A 20,660-nucleotide genomic window follows, 5' to 3' on the forward strand; every position below is an offset into this window, starting at 1 on the left:
GCCCGCTCACGCCGGCACCTCGCTCCGCTCGCTCATGGCGGTGAATCTAGGGACGGCGGGCGTGGCGGGGAAACGAATTCGGCGTTCGCCGAATCGTCACGCGGAGGCGGTCGCCGGGTCGGCGCCGATCAGCGTGACGAGCGCCCGCCCGGCCGGTTCCAGGCCGTACAGGACGCGCCGGCCCACCCGGCGGCGGTGCACCACGCCGGCGGCGAGCAGCGCGGCGAGGTGCTCGGAGACGGTGCTCGGGGCGAGCCCGAGGGTGGCGGCGAGCCCGGCGGTGGTGGCCGGCCGGGTCAGCGCCCGCAGCACGGCGGCCCGGCCCCGGCCGACCAGCACGGCCAGCCGGTCGGTGTCGGCGACGCCGGCCACCGCCGGGGCGGGACCGCCCTCGGCGAGCAGGGCCGCCCCGCGCGCCTGGTAGGAGACGGCGACGATCTCCGGGTGGTCGGTGGAGCAGGATAGCGCGCCCCGGGAGAAGACGAGCGGGATCAGCAGCAGCCGCTGGTTCGTCGCCCGGAAGCTGTGCTCGAGGGGCTTGACCAGGGTGAGCACCGGCCGTTCCCAGCGCACCCGCTCGTGCAGGTCGGCCAGGAGCGCGTCCGGGCCGTCCGCGGCGAGGGCCCGCGCCCGGTTCAGCACCTCCTCGTCCAGGGCCGCCCGCATCGCCGGCCACCACGGCGCGATCGCCGCGTCCCAGTACGCCTGGATACCGTCGGCCAGCCGGTCCAGGGCGGCCTGCCGGTCGGTCACGAACGGGCGGAGCCAACCCGGCGTCTCGTCGTCGCCGTGGTGCAGGCGAATCTGCTCGGCGATCAGCTCGCGCGGCGTGGCGCGGAGGACGGCCAGTTCCTCGGCCAGGGTCGGCGCCGGCGACGGCGGGATCGGGGTCAGAAAGTCCGGTGCCATGCCGCCCGGGGTGACCAGCAGCCGGGCCGGCGCGGCGGCCGGGACCTCGGCGAGCACCCGCCGGGCGTGCCGGGCCCAACCGGTGTACGGCCACGGCGGTTCGCCCGGATTCCGGTGCAGCAGGTAGAGGCTCGTCAGCACCTCCCAGAGCGGACTGGTGGCGATCCGGGTGCGGGCGAGGGTGGGCTCGTCGAGCTCGATCCGGATCACTGGCCGAGCCTAGCGGGCCGTTACTCGGAGGAGATCTCCGTCGACGGTCGGGTAGGCTTGACGGCCGAAAGGCGATGACCCGGCCATCACCGGTGAGCCTCCGGAAGAAAGGGCGTCCGCGCCCGAGTAGAACCGGACGGGTCCGGCCCGTCACAGCCGGCCAACGAGCGGGCGGTCGATCCTGGCCGCCAAGCGGGGTGGTACCGCGGGTCATGCCCGGACACGCCGGACGGCGTACCGGAAACAGGCTCGTCCTCGCAGACCACACGTCGAGTGAGCTGCTGAGGAGAGCGACCCCCGATGGCCTATCCGTTGCACGACCCGACCGCGGCCGGCGTCCCCGCGAGCCCGGACCTGCCCGCCGTCGAGCGCCGGGTCCTGGAGCACTGGACGGCCGACAAGACCTTCGAGGCCTCCGTCGAGGCGCGCGAGGCCGGCCGGAACGGCGAGAACGAGTACGTCTTCTACGACGGCCCGCCGTTCGCGAACGGCCTGCCGCACTACGGCCACCTCTTCACCGGCTACGTCAAGGACGTGGTCCCGCGCTACCAGACGATGCGCGGCCGGCGGGTGGAGCGGCGCTTCGGCTGGGACTGCCACGGCCTGCCGGCCGAGGTGGTCGCCGAGAAGCAGCTCGGCATCACCTCCAAGGCGGAGATCCTCGACCTGGGCGTGGCCCGGTTCAACGAGGCCTGCCGCACGTCGGTGCTCGAGTTCACCCAGGACTGGGAGCGGTACGTCACGCGCCAGGCCCGCTGGGTCGACTTCGCCAACGACTACAAGACGCTCGACCTGGACTACATGGAGAGCGTCATGTGGGCCTTCAAGACCCTGCACGACAAGGGTCTGGTGTACGAGGGCTTCCGGGTGCTCGCGTACTGCTGGCGCTGCGAGACGCCGCTGTCGAACACCGAGACCCGGATGGACGACGTCTACCGGGACCGGCACGACCCGACGCTGTCGGTGTGGTTCGCGCTGACCCCGGACGAGAGCGCGCCGGAGCCGGTGCGCGGGCCGGTGAAGCTCGGCGTCTGGACCACCACGCCGTGGACCCTGCCGTCCAACCTGGCGCTCGCCGTCGGCCCGGACATCGAGTACGCGGTGCTGCAGCGGGACGGCGAGCGGTACGTCGTCGGCGCGGCCCGGCTCGGCGCGTACGCGAAGGAGCTGGAGGGGTACGAGCAGGTCGGTACGGTGTACGGCCGGGACCTGGTCGGCCGCCGGTACACGCCGCTGTTCGACTTCCTCGTCGAGCAGGCGGGGGAGAACGCCTACCAGGTGCTCGGCGCGGAGTTCGTCACCACCGAGGACGGCACCGGGATCGTGCACCTGGCCCCGGCGTTCGGCGAGGACGACCAGAACGTCTGCAACGCCGCCGGCATCCCCACGATCGTCACCGTGGACGACCACACCCGGTTCACCGCGCTGGTCCCGCCGTACCAGGGCGAGCAGGTCTTCGACGTCAACAAGCCGGTGATCCGGGAGCTGAAGGAGCGGGGGGTGGTGCTCAAGCAGGACACCTACACCCACGCGTACCCGCACTGCTGGCGCTGCGACACCCCGCTGGTCTACAAGGCGGTGTCGTCCTGGTTCGTGGCGGTGACCACGTTCAAGGACCGGATGGTCGAGCTGAACCAGCAGATCAACTGGACGCCCGGCCACATCAAGGACGGCTCGTTCGGCAAGTGGCTGGCCAACGCCCGCGACTGGTCGATCAGCCGGAACCGGTTCTGGGGTTCGCCGATCCCGGTGTGGAAGTCCGACGACCCCACCTACCCCCGCGTCGACGTGTACGGCTCGCTCGCCGAGATCGAGCGGGACTTCGGCGTACGCCTGACCGACCTGCACCGGCCGGCGGTGGACGAGCTGGTCCGCCCCAACCCGGACGACCCGACGGGAAAGTCGACGATGCGCCGGGTGCCGGAGGTGCTGGACTGCTGGTTCGAGTCCGGCTCGATGCCGTTCGCCCAGGTGCACTACCCGTTCGAGAACGCCGAGTGGTTCGAGCATCACTACCCGGGCGACTTCATCGTCGAGTACATCGGGCAGACCCGGGGCTGGTTCTACACCATGCACGTGCTGGCCACCGCCCTGTTCGACCGGCCGGCGTTCCGCAACTGCCTGAGCCACGGCATCCTGCTCGGCTCGGACGGGCGCAAGATGTCCAAGAGCCTGCGCAACTACCCGGACGTCTACCACGTGTTCGACTCGTACGGGTCGGACGCGATGCGCTGGATGCTGATGTCCTCGCCGGTGCTGCGCGGCGGCGACATGGCGGTGACCGAGACGCTCATCCGGGACGCCGTGCGGCAGGTGCTGCTGCCGCTCTGGAACGTCTGGTACTTCTTCTCGCTCTACGCCAACGCGGACGGCCACACCGCTCGCCGCCGGACGGACTCGACGCATGTGCTCGACCGGTACGTGCTGGCGAAGACCAACGAGCTGGTGTCGACGGTGCAGGCGCAGATGGAGGCGTACGACATCTCCGGCGCCTGCGCCACCGTCCGGTCCTACCTGGACGCGCTGACCAACTGGTACGTGCGCCGCTCCCGGGACCGGTTCTGGTCCGGCGACGCCGACGCGTTCGACACCCTGTGGACGGTCCTGGAGACGCTCTGCCGGGTGGTCGCTCCGCTGGCACCGCTGACCGCCGAGGAGATCTGGCGTGGCCTGACCGGCGAGCGCTCGGTGCACCTGACCGACTGGCCGTCGGCGGACGGGTTCCCCGCCGACCACGAGCTGGTGTCCGCGATGGACAACGTGCGGGCGGTCGCCTCGGCGGCGCTGTCGCTGCGCAAGGCCAAGGGCCTGCGGGTGCGGCTGCCGCTGTCGACGCTGACCGTGGCCTCGCCGGCCGCCGACCAGCTGCGCCCCTTCGCGGATCTGGTGGCCGACGAGGTCAACGTCAAGGAGGTCGTGTTCACCGGCGAGGTGCAGGCCTACTGCCAGCAGGTGCTGACCGTGGTGCCCCGGGCGCTGGGCCCGCGGGTCGGCAAGGCGGTCCAGCAGGTGATCAAGGCGGTCAAGGCCGGGGAGTGGGACCTGGTCGACGGTGCTCCGGTCGCCGCCGGGGTGACCCTCGCCGAGGGCGAGTACGAGCTGCGCCTCGTCGCCGCCGACGCCGAGCACTCCGCCCCGCTGCCCGGCGGCGAGGGGGTGGTCGTGCTGGACACGGAGGTCACGCCCGAGCTCGCCGCCGAGGGCCTGGCCCGGGACGTGGTCCGGGTGGTGCAGCAGGCCCGCCGCGACGCCGACCTCGACGTGTCGGACCGCATCGTGGTCGCGCTCGCCGCCTCCGAGGAGGTGCGGGCGGCGGTGTCCGCGTACCTCGACTTCGTGCGGCGGGAGGTGCTGGCCGAGTCGGTCGACTTCGCCGAGGGCATCGACGGCTTCACCGGCGAGGTCGGCGACGGCGAGCAGGTGACGGTGACCGTCCGCCGGGTATGAGAGGCCCCGCCACCTGTGTCGTCGCGGTGGGGGCGCGTCCGCTACCGTGACAGCGCCCCTACCGCACCCCCCGACCTGCCGGAGGACCAGTGCCGCTGCTCTACACCATCGGCAAGCTCACCGTGGCGCCCGCGCTGCGGCTGGCCTTCCGGCCGACCGTGGAGGGGTTGGAGCACGTGCCGGAGACCGGTGGCGCGATCTTCGCCGGCAACCATCTCTCGGTCGCCGACGAGCTGTTCCTCGGCGCCGTCGTCCCCCGGCACCTCGCGTTCTGGGCGAAGTCGGAGTACTTCAAGGGCACGGGTGTGAAGGGCCGGTTCTCGAAGTTCGTGCTCACCGGCCTGGGCGCGATCCCGGTCGAGCGGGCCGGCGGGCGGGCGGCCCTGTCCGCGTTCGACGCGGCCATCCCCGCGCTCAGAGCCGGTGAGCTGGTCGTCGTCTACCCGGAGGGCACCCGGTCCCCGGACGGGCGGCTCTACCGGGGGCGCACCGGCGCGGTCCGGCTGGCGGTGTCCGCCGGGGTGCCGATCATCCCGGTCGGCATGATCGGCACCGAGAAGGTCCAGCCGATCGGCGCCCGGGTGCCGCGGCCGTTCACCGGCAAGATCACCGTCAAGTTCGGCAAGCCGCTGGACTTCACCGGTCGCTCGGACGACCGGACCTCGCTGCGGGCGATGACCGACGAGGTGATGAGCGAGATCCAGAAGCTGACCGGCCAGGAGTACGTCCCCCGCTACGCCCCGCCGCGCGCGCACCCGCCCATCGCCGGCGAGCCCGGCGCGGTCTGACCGGGGCCGCCCCCGTCACGTGCCCGGTCACCCCGGCGACAACGCGTACCGAAGAAGCGCTCAGCTCTGTTGCTGGGTGACGATCTGCTCCCGCAGGGTGGCGAGGAGAGCGGCGCTGTCGTCGACCGAGAGGCGGGTGAACACGGCGGTCGCGATGCTGCCGTGGTCGACCGAGGTGCACACCACCACGTCCGTGCCGTCGGCGCGGCCGACCGCGCAGCGTTCGTGCCGACCCCGGATGCCGGTGTCGATGATCCGCGGCTCGCCGAGCGAGTACTGCTCGGTGAGGCGGGCGATCTCGGCGTCCGCCTCCGACTCCGGGCTGAACCAGAAGCCGGTGCCGCCGAAGACGGTCACCCGTTTGCCGCTCCCGGTGGCGTAGACGCCGGCGAACGTGTCGCTGGCCAGCCAGTGCGCGCTGCGGACCTCCGCCTCCAGTTTCGTCGCGGCCGCCGTGCTGCGGTCGTCCTGCCGCAGCCGCAGGTCCGCGACCTCGGCCGGCAACGCGGCGCTGGCCGGGACCTGGTTCATCATCGGCATCGCCCAGTAGGCCGGGCAGCCGCAGCAGCAGGCGAGGGTGAACAGCAGCACCCAGGGCCACTTCCGGCGCTTGCGGACCGGCACCGGGACGTACCCCCTGGGGGCCTGCCAGCCGGGCGGCGGCGGGACCGGCGGGGGAGCGTTCCGCCGCCGGCGCTTCGACCGCGCCGGCAGCGGCGGTGCGGGCGGCGGCGGGACCGGGACCGGGTACGCGGCCGGCGGGTACGCGGCCGGGGCCGGCGACGCGGGGTAGGGGACCGGGGCCGGCGACGCGGGGTACGCGGCCGGGGCCGGCGACGCCGGGTAGGCGGCCGGCGGCGACAGGGGGTGCCCGGGCGCCGGTGACGCGGGGGCCGGTGGCCCGGAGTACGGGCGCGTCGGCGCCGGGGAGGGGTAGGGGGTTGTGGGCGGCAGCGGCGGAAGCTCCGGCATCTCGCCCGACGGCAGGTCCCAGCCGCCGGTGTCCGCGCCCGCCCAGGGGTCGACCGGGGCCCGGTCCTCGGGGGCCTCGACCGGGCGCGGCGGCACCGGGGTCGGCTCGGCCGACTCGCCCCAGGCACGCTTGCGCGGCGACGGGGGTGGCACCGCCGCCGACCCGCTCCACCGGGGCGCGGGCGGCTCGGGAGCCTCCTCGGCCGGCAGCTTGCGGGTGCCCGACGGGCCGTGGGCCTCCTCGGCCGGCAGCTTGCGGGTGCCGGCCGGGCCGGCGGACGCGGCATCGGGCGGCGGCTCACCGGCCGGGAACTGGCGGGTGCCCCGCGGCCCGGAGGGCTGACCGCCGCCCGCCGCAGCGGTGGCGGGCGGGACGCCCCCGACGGAGGCCGGCGCGGGCGTGGTGGGCTGGTCGTCCGCGGCCGGTGCGTCGGCCGTCGGGGGCGTGCCCTGGGCCGGCGCGGGCGGGCTGGCCGGGCCGGACGGCTCCGCCCGGGATCCGGTCGCCTCGGGCGGCGCGGACGGCGTGACGGGGGTCGGCTCGTCGGTGACCGCCGGTTCCCGGTCCCGGTGCGGGGTCGTCCCGTCGACCGGCCGGTCTGTTCCCGGCTGCGGCTCCGGCTGCGGCATCGCGGCAATCTGCTTCCTACTAGTTGCTCATTGGTGAGCGGTTCGGATGATTCGCGCTCCGCTCGGCGGTGGCCGGGCTGGAGTCCTGGACCGGCAGTCTGGTCCGGTGGCGATCGGCCCTGTCCTGCAAGATCTGCTTCACGGCGTGATGCGAAGTGTGCAGGGCGATGTCGGGGTCGCCTGCTCGCTGCAGGATGTTGATCGCGGCGTTCACGTCGGCCTGCCACACCACCCTGCAGGAGGTGCAGTGAAGCCGGTCACCGCTACGTCGGCCGAGGCTGCCGCAGCGGTGACAGGCTTGTGAGGTGTAGGCGGCGTTGACGTGGACGAGCGCAGAACCTCTGCGTTCCGACACGTTGGTTAGCGCCTCAGCGGTGACCCCTTTGGTCCACGCGGCGAGGCGACGGTTGACGTTCCTATCGAGCTTTGTGCGTCCGGCGAAGCTTTTGGTGAGGTCTTCGGCGACCACCGTGGCGGCCTTGTCAACGACCCGGTGCACGGCGATAAAGATCTCCGTGCGGACCTGCGCCCGATGACGGGCGGCCTGCCGGTCCCGCTTCACGTACCCCAGATTGTTGACCTTGATCCGGTTCGCTTTGCGGTGGTCGCCGCGGCGGGCGGCGGTGTTGGCGATCGAGCGCAGCTTCGCCCGGCGCCGGTTGCGCTGCTTCAACCGGTCCGACTCCGTAGCCAGCAGCTCGCCTAGGCGGGTGCCGTGGTGCTCGCCGTCGGAGTCGGTCAGGACTTCGGTGTAGCCCTTGTCGACGCCGATGGTCCGGCTGCCGCGCGGTCGCTGCGACGATCGCATCTGAGATACGTCGATCTGGTAGTGCACCTCGACCCGGCCGCCGCGCAGGATCAGCCGCAGCGTGCCGGTTGGAGCGACCGTCGTGGACAGCGGGATCCTGACCATCTTGCGGCGTTCGAGACCGGGTACCGCCAGCCACAGCCGGCCGTGCCCGTCAGTAAGGGTGTGGTGCTGGTCGGCGCGCACGACGATCTGATCGTGGGTGCGGTTCTTGCCTCGCCGCCAGTGCTTGCGCATCTGCCGGGCCAGGAACGGATCGTCCGCCCACCGGTGGGTCTTAAGCGCGGTGAGCATGCGCTTGCGCTCGGCCGGAGCGCCGGTGCGCCGCAGGATCGCCCGCCGCACCTCGACCTTGGCCGAAGCCAGGTGCGCCGCGATGTCGGCCATCGCGTCGCGGGCGGTCTCCTTCCAGGCGTTTGCCAGCACACCGAACCGCTGGTGCGTGCCATCGGCCAGCCACCGGTCTCGAACCTGTCGGTCCTTCAGCCCGGACCCCACCCCGCTGATCGAGCCGTAACGCTGCCACACCTCGCTGCGCACCCGACCCAGCCGGCGGGCCTGCTCCACCAGCGCCATGTACTTGCCCGGATTCAGGCCAATCGAGTAGGCGATGCGGGTGACCTTCACCCGTTGCCTCCCGTGATCAGATCCGCACCCTTGAGTTCCCTCTCGTAGCATCGCAGCCCGTCCGATCGGCACAAGAAGGCTGCAACGATCGCCAGCAGAGCCTCCACCAACCCCTGCTGCGGTGACAGTGACTTGAAGTTGCCCACGACAATCTGGCAGCCACGGCAGGCAGCCGTGTGCGCCAGACGGTCGAGGGACGTCACTTCTAGTCATTCCTCCTCTTGCCGAATTGAGGTTAGTACCGGTGTGCCATCACCGGGAGCCGGCCGCCGGCCGCCGGTACGGCGTGACCGGCCGGCCGTCCGTCTGAACCGCTCTGAGCAGGGCGTCGGTCCTGGCCGGCCGTCTGGCAGCGGTGGCTCCATTCGCCAGCGGCAGGTGGATGCTCGCCCGCGGCGCGGTCGGCCGGCCGGTGGGCGGCTACCCTTGGGCATCATGAGCGTTCCGTCCACCACGCCGCGCCCCGCCGCGGCCAACCCGTCGGTCTGGTCCCGCCTGGAGCCGCTGCTGCCCCAGGTGACCAAGCCCATCCAGTACGTCGGTGGCGAGCTGGGGGCGGTGGTCAAGGACTGGGACGCGGCGGCGGTGCGCTGGGCGTTGATGTACCCGGACGCGTACGAGGTCGGCCTGCCCAACCAGGGTGTGCAGATCCTCTACGAGGTGCTCAACGAGCTGCCCGACGTGCTGGCCGAGCGGACGTACGCGGTCTGGCCGGACCTGGAGAAGCTGATGCGCGCCCACGGCGTGCCGCAGTTCACGGTCGACGCGCACCGCCCGGTCCGCGACTTCGACGTGTTCGGCGTCTCCTTCTCCACCGAGCTGGGCTACACCAACCTGCTCACCGCGATCGACCTCGCCGGCATCCCGCTGCTCGCCGCCGACCGCACCGACGCCGACCCGGTGATCGTGGCCGGCGGGCACGCCGCGTTCAACCCGGAGCCGATCGCCGACTTCGTCGACGCCGCCGTGCTCGGCGACGGCGAGGAGGCGGTCCTGGAGATCACCACGATCGTCCGGGAGTGGAAGGCCGAGGGTTCCCCGGGCGGACGCGACGAGCTGCTGCTGCGGCTGGCCCGCACCGAGAGCGTCTACGTCCCGCGCTTCTACGACGTGGATTACCTGCCCGACGGCCGGATCCAGCGGGTCGTGCCGAACCGCCCGGACGTGCCGTTCCGGGTGCACAAGCGCACGACGATGGACCTGGACGCCTGGCCGTACCCGAAGAAGCCCCTCGTCCCGCTGGCCGAGACGGTCCACGAGCGGTACGCGGTGGAGATCTTCCGGGGCTGCACCCGCGGGTGCCGGTTCTGCCAGGCGGGCATGATCACCCGCCCGGTGCGCGAGCGGTCGATCACCACGGTGGGGCAGATGGTGCAGCAGGGGCTGGAGTTCTCCGGCTTCCACGAGGTGGGCCTGCTGTCACTGTCGTCGGCCGACCACTCGGAGATCGGCGACATGTGCTCCGGCCTCGCCCAGCAGTACGAGGGCACCAACGTGTCCCTCTCCCTGCCGTCGACCCGGGTGGACGCGTTCAACATCGAGCTGGCGCAGGAACTGTCCCGCAACGGCCGGCGGACCGGTCTGACCTTCGCCCCCGAGGGCGGGTCGGAGCGGATCCGCAAGGTGATCAACAAGATGGTGTCGAAGGAAGACCTCATCCGCACCGTGGTCACCGCCTACACCAACGGCTGGCGGCAGGTGAAGCTCTACTTCATGTGCGGCCTGCCCACCGAGACCGACGAGGACGTCCTCGAGATCGCCGACATGGCGCACGAGGTCATCCGGGCCGGCCGGGCGGCGACCGGCTCGAAGGACATCCGCTGCACGGTGTCGATCGGCGGGTTCGTGCCGAAGCCGCACACCCCGTTCCAGTGGGCGGCGATGGAGCGGCCGGAGGTCATCGACGGCCGGCTCAAGCTGCTCAAGCAGGCCATCAACGCCGACCGGTCGCTGGGCCGGGCGATCGGCTTCCGCTACCACGACGGTGAGCCGTCGCTGATCGAGGGCCTGCTGTCCCGCGGTGACCGCCGGGTCGGCGCGGTGATCCGGAAGGTCTGGGAGAACGGCGGCCGCTTCGACGGCTGGAGCGAGCACTTCTCGTACCAGCGGTGGGTGGACGCCGCCGCCGAGGCCCTGCCGGCCTTCGGCGTCGACCTCGACTGGTACACCACCCGGGAGCGCGAGGAGCTGGAGGTCCTGCCCTGGGACCACCTGGACTCCGGCCTCGACAAGGACTGGCTCTGGCAGGACTGGCAGGACTCGCTCAGCGAGTACGAGCAGGACGACTGCCGGTGGACCCCGTGCTTCGACTGCGGCGTCTGCCCGTCGATGGACACGGAGATCCAGATCGGTCCCACCGGGAAGAAGTTGCTCCCGCTGACCCCGATCAACGGCCTGCGGGTCCCCAGCGGCACCCCGCAGTAGCCCCCGGGGCCGGCGACCGCCGCCGGCCCGGACATCCGAGGAGCACGACGATCAGTAGGAAACCACAGCCGGAGGGCGGGCAGGCGCCGGTCGTCCAGCGCATCCGCATCCGGTACGCCAAGCGGGGGCCGCTGCGGTTCACCTCGCACCGGGACTTCGCGCGCGCGTTCGAGCGGGCGCTGCGCCGGGCGGGTGTGCCGATGGCGTACTCCCAGGGCTTCACACCCCACCCCAAGATCTCGTACGCCAGCGCGGCGCCCACCGGCGTGGCGAGCGAGGCGGAGTACCTGGAGATCGGGCTGCGCGACGCGGTCGACCCGGCCGCGCTGCGCGGCGCGCTCGACGCCGCTCTCTCGCCCGGGCTGGACGTGCTCGACGCCGTGGTCGCGACGGGCGGGAGCCTCGCCGACCGGATCCAGGCGTCGCACTGGCGGATCGAGCTGCCCGAGGTCGACGCCGCCGTGCTGCAGAAGGCGGTGGCCGCCTTCAGCGCCGCCGACGAGGTGCTGGTCGAGCGGATGACCAAGCAGGGCCGGCGCACCTTCGACGCCCGGGCGGCGGTCAACTCCATCGATGTGATCACACCGGCCGAGACGCCTTCCGGGGTCCCGGCGGTACCGTGTGCGATACTCGAACTGGTCGTGCGGCAGGTCACCCCCTCCGTACGGCCCGATGACGTCCTTTCCGGCCTCCGCGTGGTGGCCGACCTGGAGCCGCCGGTCTCACCGAGGGTGACCCGGCTGGCACAGGGCATGCTGACCGCGCAGGGTGCGATAGCGGATCCGTTGGAAGCGGACCGCGACGGGGCAACCATCGACGGGCACTGACCGACGGTCGGTGCCCGGCTAGGCAGACTTCGGCGGTCGCGCGGCTCGCGCGAACGGCGGAAACACCTTTTGCGGCGACCCTGCGTGGCAGCGCTCACCCGCGCCCGGGGCAGCCAGAACTGGAGAACGCCCATGCTCGAGAACGAGCCCGAGGGCGGCGAACGCACCGGCTCCCAGCCGGTTGGCGAGACCGCCGCACACCACACCGCCCAGGGCGGTGCCCCCACGAACCCCGCCGACCCGTCGGCGGAGAGCGGGAACCCGACCGCCGGCGAGCCCGCCGCGGCCAGCCCGGACGAGCCGGCGGGCGACGCCCCCGGTGCGTCGACCGGCCCCGCCCCGGGCGAGCTCGCCGACAGCGGCGTCGCCGAACTGGGCCCGCCGTCGACCCCCCGCAAGCGCGCCAGCCGGCGGCGGGTCGCCCCGGTGACCCAGCCCGAGCAGACCGAGGCCCCGGTCGAGGCCAGCAGCGACGCCGTGCCGGGCAGCGGCGAGGCCCCCCAGGCGGAGGTGCTCGCCCCCGTGTCCGGGGACGGGGAGCCGCCCGCGAAGGCGACGCGCCGCCGCCGCAAGGCCACCACGACCAGGGCCGCCGAGGAGCCCCTCACCGCGGCCGCGGCGGAGGAGGCCGGGGCGGACGTCGTACCGCCGGTGAAGGTGACCCGTACCCGACGCAAGAAGGCGGCCCCCGCGGCCGCCGAGCCGGCCGCGGAGACCCCGGCCGACGCCGCCGGGATCGGCACCGAGGCCGCGCCGGCGGAGCCGGTGGCGGCCGAGGCCGGCGCGACCGGGACCGAGGTCGAGCCGGAGGCCGGCACCGAGTTCGGCGCGGCGCAGACCGCTGCCGGCGGCGCCGCAGAGGTGCCCTCCGGGGTGTCCGCTCCCGCCGAGGAGGCCGAGCCGGAGCGCCCGACGCGGCGCCGGCGGGCGGCCCTCTCCGCGCCGACGGTGCTGTTCATGGCCCCGCAGCCGGAGGAGATCCCCGCCGCGCGGACCGTCGAGGAGCCCGCCGCCGAGGAGGCGGCCGAGCCGCCGCGCCGCCGCCGGCGCGGTCGCCGCGACGTCGAGCCGGTCGAGCCGGTCGAGCCGGTCGAGGCCGTCGAGGTCGAGGAGGAGCCGACCGAGGAGGCCGTCGAGGTCGCCGAGGACGAGGACGAGGACGAGACGGCCGCCGGCCGTCGGCGGCGCCGGCGTGGCCGGCGTGGCCGCGGCCGGGGCAAGGGCGGTGCCGACGAGGACGAGGAGGCCGAGGAGGCCGCTCAGGCCGAGGCGGAGGAGCCCGAGGCCGAGGAGGACGAGGAGCCCGAGGCCGAGGACGGCGACGGGCTGACCCGCCGCCGCCGGCGCCGGCGGCGGCGGGGAGCGGGCGACGTCGAGGCGGCCACGGACGACGGCGTGCCGACGGTCGTGAAGATCCGGGAGCCGCGCCGTACGGTCGACGAGGTGCAGGGCGTCTCCGGCTCCACCCGCCTGGAGGCCAAGCGCCAGCGGCGCCGGGACGGCCGTGAGCAGCGGCGTACCCGCCCGCCGATCCTCAGCGAGGCCGAGTTCCTGGCCCGGCGGGAGGCGGTCGACCGGGTGATGGCCGTCCGCCAGCGCGGCGACCGTACGCAGATCGCCGTCCTGGAGGACGGCGTGCTGGTCGAGCACTACGTGACCCGCAACTCGGCCGCCACGATGGCCGGCAACGTGTACCTGGGCAAGGTGCAGAACGTGCTGCCCAGCATGGAGGCGGCGTTCGTCGACATCGGCCGGGGCCGCAACGCCGTGCTGTACGCGGGCGAGGTCAACTGGGACACCACCGGCCTGGAGGGCCGGGCCCGGTCGATCGAGCAGGCCCTCAGGTCCGGTGACTCGGTGCTGGTGCAGGTCACCAAGGACCCGATCGGGCACAAGGGCGCCCGGTTGACCAGCCACGTGGCGCTCTCCGGCCGGCACCTCGTCTACGTCCCGGGCGGCAACGCGTCCGGGATCAGCCGCAAGCTGCCGGACAACGAGCGCAAGCGCCTGCGGGACGTGCTGAAGAAGCTGGTCCCGGACGGTGCCGGCGTGATCGTCCGCACCGCGGCCGAGGGCGCCAGCGAGGACGAGCTGGCCCGCGACGTCAAGCGGCTCCAGGCGCAGTGGGAGGACATCCAGGCCAAGGCCGCCGAGGGCGGCGCCCCGGTGCTGCTCTACGAGGAGCCCGACCTGGTCATCCGCGTCGTCCGGGACCTCTTCAACGAGGACTTCCGGGAGCTGGTGATCGAGGGCGAAGGCGCGTACGGCATGGTCGAGTCGTACCTGTCGCACGTCTCGCCGGACCTGGTCGCCCGCCTGCGCCGCCACCTGGGCGCGAGCGACGTGTTCGCCGAGTACCGGATCGACGAGCAGATCCTCAAGGGCCTGGACCGGAAGGTCTTCCTCCCCTCCGGCGGCCACCTGGTCATCGACCGGACCGAGGCGATGACCGTGGTGGACGTCAACACCGGCAAGTACACCGGTGCCGGCGGCAACCTGGAGGAGACGGTCACCCGGAACAACCTGGAGGCCGCCGAGGAGATCGTCCGCCAGCTGCGGCTGCGCGACATCGGCGGCATCGTGGTGATCGACTTCATCGACATGGTGCTGGAGTCGAACCGGGAGCTGGTGCTGCGCCGGCTGACCGAGTGCCTCGGGCGGGACCGCACCAAGCACCAGGTCACCGAGATCACCTCGCTCGGCCTGGTGCAGATGACCCGCAAGCGGATCGGCGCGGGCCTGCTGGAGGCGTTCAGCGAGACCTGCGAGTGCTGCAAGGGCCGGGGCCTGATCATCCACACCGAGCCGGTGCCGGAGAAGGCCCGCCCGGGCGGCGCGGGGGAGAAGGTCAAGGCCGTCGCCTCGGCCGCGCCCGTCGCCGAGGCGGGCACCTCGTCCCGCCGCCGCGGCCGCAAGAGCGTCCCGGCGGAGCGGACGGTGGTCGAGGTCACCGAGGACGAGAGCCCGGCCGACATCATCGGCACCACCGACGCCACCGGCGCCACGACGACCGGGTCGGACGCCGACTACTACGACACGATGGGCTACGACCTGTCCCGGTACGAGACCGAGACGCCGGCCGCGCCGGACATCGCCGACAGCCAGACCGGCGACTCGGCCCGGCTGGCGGCGCCCGACGACCCGGACGCGCTGGGCGACGGCGAGGAGTCCGAGGGCGGCTCCGGCCGGCGACGGTCCCGGAGGGGTGGCGCCCGCCGGCGTACCCGCCCCTGACCGATCGGCTCACGACAGGGCTCCCGCTCCGGCGGGGGCCCTGTCGTCGTGTGCGGCCGGGTAGGGTGGGCTCTTCGGGCGGGCCCGGTTTGGGAGTCGGCCCGACCATGGCGTACGCTTGCCTGCGGCGCACTTTGGTGTGCCGAGTTCCCGCGTGCCCACGCCGCCGTGCCTCTGCTGCCCGGCGAGCCGCCGTGGGAACGACCGCCAGCAGCCTCAACGACAGGGAGTCCGCCTCCGATGTACGCGATCGTCAAGACCGGCGGCAAGCAGTACAAGGTCGCCGAAGGCGACGTGATCGAGGTCGAGAAGCTCGTCGGTGCCCCCGGCGACGCGGTGAAGCTCGCCGCGGTGCTCCTCGTCGACGGTGACGACCTGGTGACCGACGCGGCGAAGCTTGCCAAGGTCGAGGTGTCCGGCGAGATCGCCGCGCACACCAAGGGCCCGAAGATCCGGATCCACAAGTTCAAGAACAAGACCGGCTACCACAAGCGCCAGGGTCACCGCCAGCCGCTGACCCAGGTCAAGGTGACCGGCATCTCCAGCGGGAAGTAGGTCGTCCTCCAATGGCTCACAAAAAGGGTGCGTCCAGCTCGCGTAACGGCCGTGACTCCGCGGCCCAGCGGCTCGGCGTGAAGCGCTTCGGTGGTCAGGTCGTGAGCGCGGGTGAGATCCTCATCCGCCAGCGCGGCACCAAGTTCCACCCGGGTGACCTGGTCGGCCGCGGCGGAGACGACACGCTCTTCGCGCTGGCCGCCGGCGCGGTCCAGTTCGGCACCAAGCGCGGCCGCAAGACCGTCAGCATCGTGCCGCAGCAGTAGTTCGAAGGCGTTGCGGGCCGCGGACCTCGGGTCCCGGCCCGCTTCGCTTTTTCTCGTGCGGGGGCGTACCTCGCTGGAAGGATTGGTGGCGTGACGACGTTCGTTGACCGGGTCGTCCTGCATTTGCAGGCCGGCGACGGCGGGCACGGCTGCACCTCGATCCACCGGGAGAAGTTCAAGCCCTTCGGCGGGCCCGACGGCGGCAACGGCGGGCACGGCGGCAGCGTCTCCCTGGTGGTCGACCCGCAGGTCCACACGCTGCTCGACTTCCATTTCCGCCCGCACGTCAAGGCAGCCAACGGCAAGGGCGGCGCCGGCTCGAACCGGGACGGCGCGAACGGCGCCGACCTGGTGCTGAAGGTGCCGAACGGCACGGTCGTGCAGGCCCTCGACGGCACGGTGCTGGCCGACATGGTCGGCGCCGGCACCACCTTCGAGGTCGCCCGGGGCGGCCGTGGCGGCCGGGGCAACGCGGCGCTGGCCAACGCCCGCCGCAAGGCGCCCGGCTTCGCCGAACTGGGCGAGCCCGGCGACGTGATCGACGTGGTGCTGGAGCTGAAGAGCGTCGCCGACGTCGGCCTGGTCGGCTACCCGTCCGCCGGCAAGTCGTCGCTGATCTCGGTGATCTCGGCCGCCAAGCCGAAGATCGCCGACTACCCGTTCACCACCCTCGTGCCGAACCTCGGCGTGGTCCGGGTGGACAACCACACCTTCACCGTCGCGGACGTGCCCGGCCTGATCCCCGGCGCGGCCACCGGCAAGGGGCTCGGCCTGGAGTTCCTCCGGCACATCGAGCGCTGCTCGGTGCTGGTTCACGTGGTCGACACCGCGACGCTGGAGACGGACCGCGACCCGGTCGCCGACATCGAGACGATCGAGGCGGAGCTGACCGCGTACGGAGGACTCGCCGACCGGCCCCGCCTGGTCGCGCTCAACAAGGTCGACGTGCCGGACGGGCGGGACCTGGCCGAGATCGTCCGGCCCGACCTGGAGGCACGCGGCTTCCGGGTGTTCGAGGTCTCCGCCGCGACCCGCGAGGGGCTCAAGGAGCTCATGTACGCGATGGCGGAGCTGGTCGAGGTCGCGCGGGCCGCCGCGCCGCCGGCCGAGCCCACCCGGATCGTCATCCGGCCGACGGCGGTCGACGACGCGGGCTTCACGATCGAGGCCGCCCCGGACGGCGCCTGGGTCGTGCGGGGCGTCCGACCCGAGCGTTGGGTCCGGCAGACGAACTTCGACAACGACGAGGCGATCGGCTACCTGGCCGACCGGCTGGCCCGCCTGGGCGTCGAGGAGAAGCTCGGCAAGGCCGGGGCGCAGGCCGGCGACCTGGTGCGCATCGGGGAGCGCGAGTTCGACTGGCAGCCCACCCTGTACGCCGGCGCCGACTTCGTCCCCGGCGTCCGCGGTGCCGACATCCGGCTGGAGGACAAGGCGCACCGGCCCAGCGCCGCCGAGCGGCTGGCCGCCCGCAAGGCCCGGCGGCAGCGGCCGGCCGACGAGGTCGAGGCGGGCGAACCGGAGCAGGACGCCGAATAGGAGGCGGGCGAACCGGAGCAGGACGCCGAATAGCTCGGTGCGCTCCGTGGTCGGGTCGACTGCCCGCAACCTGCGCGACAGACGCCCGGCTTAACGTCGGGTGATGCTGATCACGGCACGTACCGCCAGCGATCCGGAACTCGCCGCCCTGGTGGCGGCCCAGCACCGCGAACTGTGCGACAGCGGCTTCGCCGGCCCGCCCGGCGCTCCGCCGGAGGAACTCCGTTTCCTGGTGGCGGTCCTCGGTGGCCGGGCGGTCGCGTGCGGCGGGCTGCGGGCCCTCGACGACGGGAGCGGCGAGCTGCACCGGCTGTACGTCCGGCCGGCGTACCGGGGAAGGGGCATCGCCCGGCAACTGCTGGCGGCGCTGGAGGAGATGGCCTTCCGGTCCGGTCGCGCGCTGGTCCGGCTGCGGACCGCCGGGCACCTGGCCGGCTTCTACGCGACGTGCGGCTACCGGCGCATCCCCGGGTACGGCGAGCCGGACCCGTACACCGTCTGCTTCGCGAAGCGGCTGCCGGTCGCGGCCTGACACCGGCGGGCGGGCCGGGACCGGGGCGTGGCCACCGGCGGCCGTCATGCCGGCGGTGCCGGACGCCCGCCGCCGGTCCGGCCGACGTGGGACGTCAGGGCCGGTCGAACGGCGTGTCGAGCCGGCCGCCGGTGCCCACCCGGTTGGAGAGCAGGAGGCCGAGGGCGAGCATGCCGAAGCCGAGGAAGAGGTGCAGCCAGTTGGCGGCGTCGTTGACCGGGATGAGGTTCGCCGCGCTCTCCTGGTTGACAGCGAGGCCGTAGAGCCAGAGGCCGAGGTAGAGGGCGCCGCCGCCGGCCAGGAAGAGCCGCGCCCCGGCGATCCGCCGGGCCAGGACCAGACCGACCAGGCCGAACCCCAGGTGCAGGATGTTGTGCAGGACCGACACCTGGAAGAGACCGAGCAACTTCGCCTCCGAGTGGTGCCCGGCGAACCGCATGCCGTCGTAGTCGGTGGTGACCCCGGGAACGAACCCGAGCACCCCGAGCAGGACGAAGAGCCCGGCCACAGCGAGGGCCGCGAGCTGGACCCGGGTCCTCGACCCGCCGCGTGCGTTCCGCGCCATCGCTGCACCTTTCGTGGATCCACGGACCGCTGTCCGTGGCGCCGGGGGCGCGGATCGCCCGCACTCTCCGTGACGGCGGCGTCCGGACCCGACGATCCTCCATTTTGAAGTCCGTCCGGGTCGCTCCGCAGAGAAATCGCCGATCAGGCATGGAAGCGGAAACGCAGGGTAGGGATTCGTCGGCGGCGGTACGACCGTCGCCGTACCCCCCAGAATCGACCGCGCCGGTCATCCGAGCGGAAGGGACATCATGACCTACGATCTGTCACCTACGTCGTCCACGTACGGGTCGGAGTCCACGAACGGGGGCGGGGTGCGCGAGCAGGCCCGCCAGGTGGGCTCGGAGGCCAAGCAGGCCGGTGGGGCGGTCGCCGAGACCGCCAGGGAGCAGGGCCGGGAGGTCGCCGGCGAGGCCCGGCGGCAGGCCCGGAACCTGTACGGCGAGGCGCGCAGCCAACTCGCCAGCCAGACCGGTGAGCAGCAGCGCCGCGCCGCAGGCGGGCTCCGCTCGCTGGCCGACGAGATGCGAACGATGGCCGAGCAGGGCGGCCAGGCCGGCCCGGTGAGCGAACTCGCCCGCCAGGCCGCCGACCGCGTGCACGGCGTGGCCGGCTGGCTGGAGCAGCGCGAGCCCGGCGACATCATCGCCGAGGTGCGCGACTACGCCCGCCGCAACCCGGGCACCTTCCTGGTCGGCGCCGCCGTGCTCGGCGTGCTCGCCGGCCGGCTGACCCGCAACATCTCGGCCGCGAGCGACTCCGACGGTCAGGGCGCCCACGGCCCCGACTACGACCCGGAGCGCACCGCCGTCATCCCGACCGCGCGGGCGGTCCCGGACCAGATCCCGCCCGGCGGCTACCTGGACCCCACCCCGGGCGCGTACGTGGACCCGCAGACCACGACCAGCTACGCCGACCCCGCCGGTGGCACCGGGCAGCCGCTGCCCCCGCCGGCCGCGACCGACCCGCTGCCCGGTGTGCCGACGAGCGGGACCACCCGTCCGTGACCGGCCGAGTCATCCGAAGGGAGGCGGCGGCATGACCACGCCCGGATATCACCCGCACGACGCGGACGAGGTCCGCAACAGCTCCATCGGTGAGCTGATGCGCCAGGTCACCAGCGACCTGTCGACGCTGATGCGGCAGGAGGTGGAACTGGCCAAGGCCGAGATCCGCGAGGAGGGGAAGAAGGCGGGCAAGGCGGCCGGGTTCTTCGGCGGCGCCGGCTTCGGTGGCTACATGGTGGCCCTGTTCCTGTCGATCGCCCTCTGGGCCGGGCTGTCCAACGTGATGGACGCCGGCTGGGCGGCCCTGATCGTCGCCGTCCTCTGGGGCGCGATCGCCGCCGTCCTCTACTCCATGGCGAAGAAGAACGCGGAGCGTATCCGCGGCCTCAAGCAGACCAACGAGAGCGTGCAGCGGATCCCCGACGCGCTCAAGCCCCACCCGCAGGAGGTCACCCGATGAGCACGGACCCGGAGCAGATCCGCCGGGAGATCGAAGCCACCCGCAGCAACCTGAGCTCCGATGTGGACGCGCTGGCGTACAAGGTCAGCCCGTCGCGCATCGTCGACGACCGTAAGCAGCGGGTCCGCGGCGCGCTGCAGAATGTGAGGGACAAGGTGATGGGAACCGCGTCGGACCTCGGCCACAACACGAAGCACGGCGCCCACGCCGTCGGCGACCACGCATCCTCGGCGGCCTCCACCGTCGGCGACAAGGCGCACTCGGCCGCCTCGACGGTGAGCGACGCCGCGCACCGGGCGCCGCAGGTGATCCGGCAGAAGTCGGAGGGCAACCCGCTCGCCGCCGGCCTGATCGCGTTCGGCGTCGGTTGGCTCGCCTCCTCGCTGATCCCGGCCACGCAGCGCGAGCAGCGGGTGGCCACGCAGGTCAAGGAGCGTGCCGGTGAGCACGCCGGGGTGGTCAAGGAGAAGCTGACCGAGGTCGCCCAGGAGGTCAAGGAGGAACTGCGCGAGCCGGCGCAGCAGGCCGCCGAGTCGGTGAAGTCCACCGCCCAGGACGCCGTGCAGACTGTCAGGGACGACAGCAGGTCCGCGGCCCAGGACGTCCAGGGCCAGGCCCAGCAGTCCCGCGAACAGGTGCGCCCCTGACCCTGGTGTCGCCGTACGCCGCAGCTCGCGGCCACGTCTCTGGAAGAGGTGGCCGCGAGCTGTCGCGTACGTCGCGCCGCTCCGCGATCGTGCACTTCTGGCCGTCGAATGCCCGGATCACCCCGACCTGAGCGGGCAGGAAGGGCACGATCGTGGGGGTGGAGCGGGGGCGGCCGGCTTCGTTTCGGGGGCCTTCTCCCGGGTAGCGCTGGCG

At 73.0% G+C, this 20,660-nt stretch carries 16 protein-coding genes; 12 read left to right on the forward strand and 4 right to left on the reverse strand.

Annotation, left to right across the window (positions count from 1 at the left end; translation table 11 throughout):
• Positions 1–96: 96 nt before the first annotated feature.
• Positions 97–1,119 carry an ArsR family transcriptional regulator gene (locus GKC29_RS10795; RefSeq protein ID WP_155330688.1) on the reverse strand — a complete coding sequence of 341 codons (1,023 nt, stop codon included), beginning with the start codon at positions 1,117–1,119 and terminating at the stop codon, positions 97–99.
• Positions 1,120–1,419: 300 nt separating this feature from the next.
• Between GKC29_RS10795 and ileS the strand changes: the two genes are divergently transcribed.
• Positions 1,420–4,566 carry an isoleucine--tRNA ligase gene (ileS, locus tag GKC29_RS10800; RefSeq protein ID WP_155330689.1) on the forward strand — a complete coding sequence of 1,049 codons (3,147 nt, stop codon included), beginning with the start codon at positions 1,420–1,422 and terminating at the stop codon, positions 4,564–4,566.
• An 89-nt stretch (positions 4,567–4,655) separates the two neighbouring features.
• Positions 4,656–5,354 carry a 1-acyl-sn-glycerol-3-phosphate acyltransferase gene (locus GKC29_RS10805; RefSeq protein WP_155330690.1) on the forward strand — a complete coding sequence of 233 codons (699 nt, stop codon included), beginning with the start codon at positions 4,656–4,658 and terminating at the stop codon, positions 5,352–5,354.
• 60 nt (positions 5,355–5,414) lie between these two features.
• Here GKC29_RS10805 and GKC29_RS29900 read toward each other — a convergent pair whose 3' ends face one another.
• Together GKC29_RS29900 and GKC29_RS10815 are read right to left on the reverse strand one after the other, a co-directional pair.
• On the reverse strand, positions 5,415–6,578 hold the full coding sequence (locus GKC29_RS29900; protein WP_230689058.1) for a hypothetical protein: 1,164 nt from the start codon (positions 6,576–6,578) through the stop codon (positions 5,415–5,417).
• Between the two features lie 397 nt (positions 6,579–6,975).
• Entirely contained in the window at positions 6,976–8,391 is a 1,416-nt protein-coding gene (locus GKC29_RS10815; RefSeq protein WP_155330691.1) for an RNA-guided endonuclease TnpB family protein, read from the reverse strand.
• Positions 8,392–8,826: 435 nt separating this feature from the next.
• On the opposite strand from GKC29_RS10815, the gene GKC29_RS10820 reads away from it, so the two are divergent.
• The 7 genes from GKC29_RS10820 (at position 8,827) to GKC29_RS10850 (ending at position 17,768) form a co-directional block, all read left to right on the forward strand.
• Positions 8,827–10,815 carry a TIGR03960 family B12-binding radical SAM protein gene (locus GKC29_RS10820; protein ID WP_155330692.1) on the forward strand — a complete coding sequence of 663 codons (1,989 nt, stop codon included), beginning with the start codon at positions 8,827–8,829 and terminating at the stop codon, positions 10,813–10,815.
• 107 nt (positions 10,816–10,922) lie between these two features.
• Positions 10,923–11,642, forward strand: coding sequence for a TIGR03936 family radical SAM-associated protein (locus GKC29_RS10825; protein WP_155334082.1), 720 nt, complete (start codon positions 10,923–10,925; stop codon positions 11,640–11,642).
• A 132-nt stretch (positions 11,643–11,774) separates the two neighbouring features.
• Positions 11,775–14,876, forward strand: a complete 3,102-nt coding sequence (locus GKC29_RS10830; protein WP_155330693.1) for an Rne/Rng family ribonuclease — start codon at positions 11,775–11,777, stop codon at positions 14,874–14,876.
• A 240-nt stretch (positions 14,877–15,116) separates the two neighbouring features.
• Entirely contained in the window at positions 15,117–15,431 is a 315-nt protein-coding gene (gene rplU / locus GKC29_RS10835; protein WP_109898987.1) for a 50S ribosomal protein L21, read from the forward strand.
• Positions 15,432–15,442: 11 nt separating this feature from the next.
• Entirely contained in the window at positions 15,443–15,697 is a 255-nt protein-coding gene (gene rpmA / locus GKC29_RS10840; RefSeq protein WP_088975624.1) for a 50S ribosomal protein L27, read from the forward strand.
• 90 nt (positions 15,698–15,787) lie between these two features.
• Entirely contained in the window at positions 15,788–17,236 is a 1,449-nt protein-coding gene (obgE, locus tag GKC29_RS10845; RefSeq protein WP_155330694.1) for a GTPase ObgE, read from the forward strand.
• Between the two features lie 103 nt (positions 17,237–17,339).
• Positions 17,340–17,768 (forward strand): GNAT family N-acetyltransferase, encoded by a 429-nt coding sequence (locus GKC29_RS10850; RefSeq protein ID WP_155330695.1) that lies wholly within the window; start codon positions 17,340–17,342, stop codon positions 17,766–17,768.
• Positions 17,769–17,862: 94 nt separating this feature from the next.
• Here the strand turns inward: GKC29_RS10850 and GKC29_RS10855 are convergent, their stop codons facing one another.
• Complete coding sequence (locus tag GKC29_RS10855; RefSeq protein WP_155330696.1) at positions 17,863–18,333, reverse strand: DUF4383 domain-containing protein; 471 nt, start codon at positions 18,331–18,333, stop codon at positions 17,863–17,865.
• A 250-nt stretch (positions 18,334–18,583) separates the two neighbouring features.
• Between GKC29_RS10855 and GKC29_RS10860 the strand changes: the two genes are divergently transcribed.
• The 3 genes from GKC29_RS10860 to GKC29_RS10870 are packed head-to-tail and all read left to right on the forward strand — an operon-like array spanning position 18,584 to position 20,446.
• The gene (locus tag GKC29_RS10860; protein ID WP_155330697.1) at positions 18,584–19,339 is read left to right on the forward strand and encodes a hypothetical protein; all 756 of its coding nucleotides are present in this window, start codon (positions 18,584–18,586) and stop codon (positions 19,337–19,339) included.
• Positions 19,340–19,370: 31 nt separating this feature from the next.
• A complete protein-coding gene (locus tag GKC29_RS10865) occupies positions 19,371–19,799 on the forward strand; it encodes a phage holin family protein (RefSeq protein WP_155330698.1) in 429 nt (142 codons plus the stop codon).
• A complete protein-coding gene (locus tag GKC29_RS10870; RefSeq protein WP_155330699.1) occupies positions 19,796–20,446 on the forward strand; it encodes a DUF3618 domain-containing protein in 651 nt (216 codons plus the stop codon). Before GKC29_RS10865 ends, GKC29_RS10870 begins: the two co-directional genes overlap by 4 nt.
• Positions 20,447–20,660: the final 214 nt, after the last annotated feature.

The organism is Micromonospora sp. WMMC415, assembly GCF_009707425.1.
Lineage (GTDB): Bacteria > Actinomycetota > Actinomycetes > Mycobacteriales > Micromonosporaceae > Micromonospora.

Coding starts and splice junctions, on each gene's coding strand:
- GKC29_RS10830 (WP_155330693.1), top strand. CDS start 11,775: ATGCTCGAGAACGAGCCCGAGGGCGGCGAACGCACCGGCTCCCAGCCG.
- GKC29_RS10870 (WP_155330699.1), top strand. CDS start 19,796: ATGAGCACGGACCCGGAGCAGATCCGCCGGGAGATCGAAGCCACCCGC.
- rplU (WP_109898987.1), top strand. CDS start 15,117: ATGTACGCGATCGTCAAGACCGGCGGCAAGCAGTACAAGGTCGCCGAA.
- GKC29_RS10820 (WP_155330692.1), top strand. CDS start 8,827: ATGAGCGTTCCGTCCACCACGCCGCGCCCCGCCGCGGCCAACCCGTCG.
- rpmA (WP_088975624.1), top strand. CDS start 15,443: ATGGCTCACAAAAAGGGTGCGTCCAGCTCGCGTAACGGCCGTGACTCC.
- GKC29_RS10865 (WP_155330698.1), top strand. CDS start 19,371: ATGACCACGCCCGGATATCACCCGCACGACGCGGACGAGGTCCGCAAC.
- GKC29_RS10855 (WP_155330696.1), bottom strand. CDS start 18,333: ATGGCGCGGAACGCACGCGGCGGGTCGAGGACCCGGGTCCAGCTCGCG.
- GKC29_RS10860 (WP_155330697.1), top strand. CDS start 18,584: ATGACCTACGATCTGTCACCTACGTCGTCCACGTACGGGTCGGAGTCC.
- GKC29_RS10850 (WP_155330695.1), top strand. CDS start 17,340: ATGCTGATCACGGCACGTACCGCCAGCGATCCGGAACTCGCCGCCCTG.
- ileS (WP_155330689.1), top strand. CDS start 1,420: ATGGCCTATCCGTTGCACGACCCGACCGCGGCCGGCGTCCCCGCGAGC.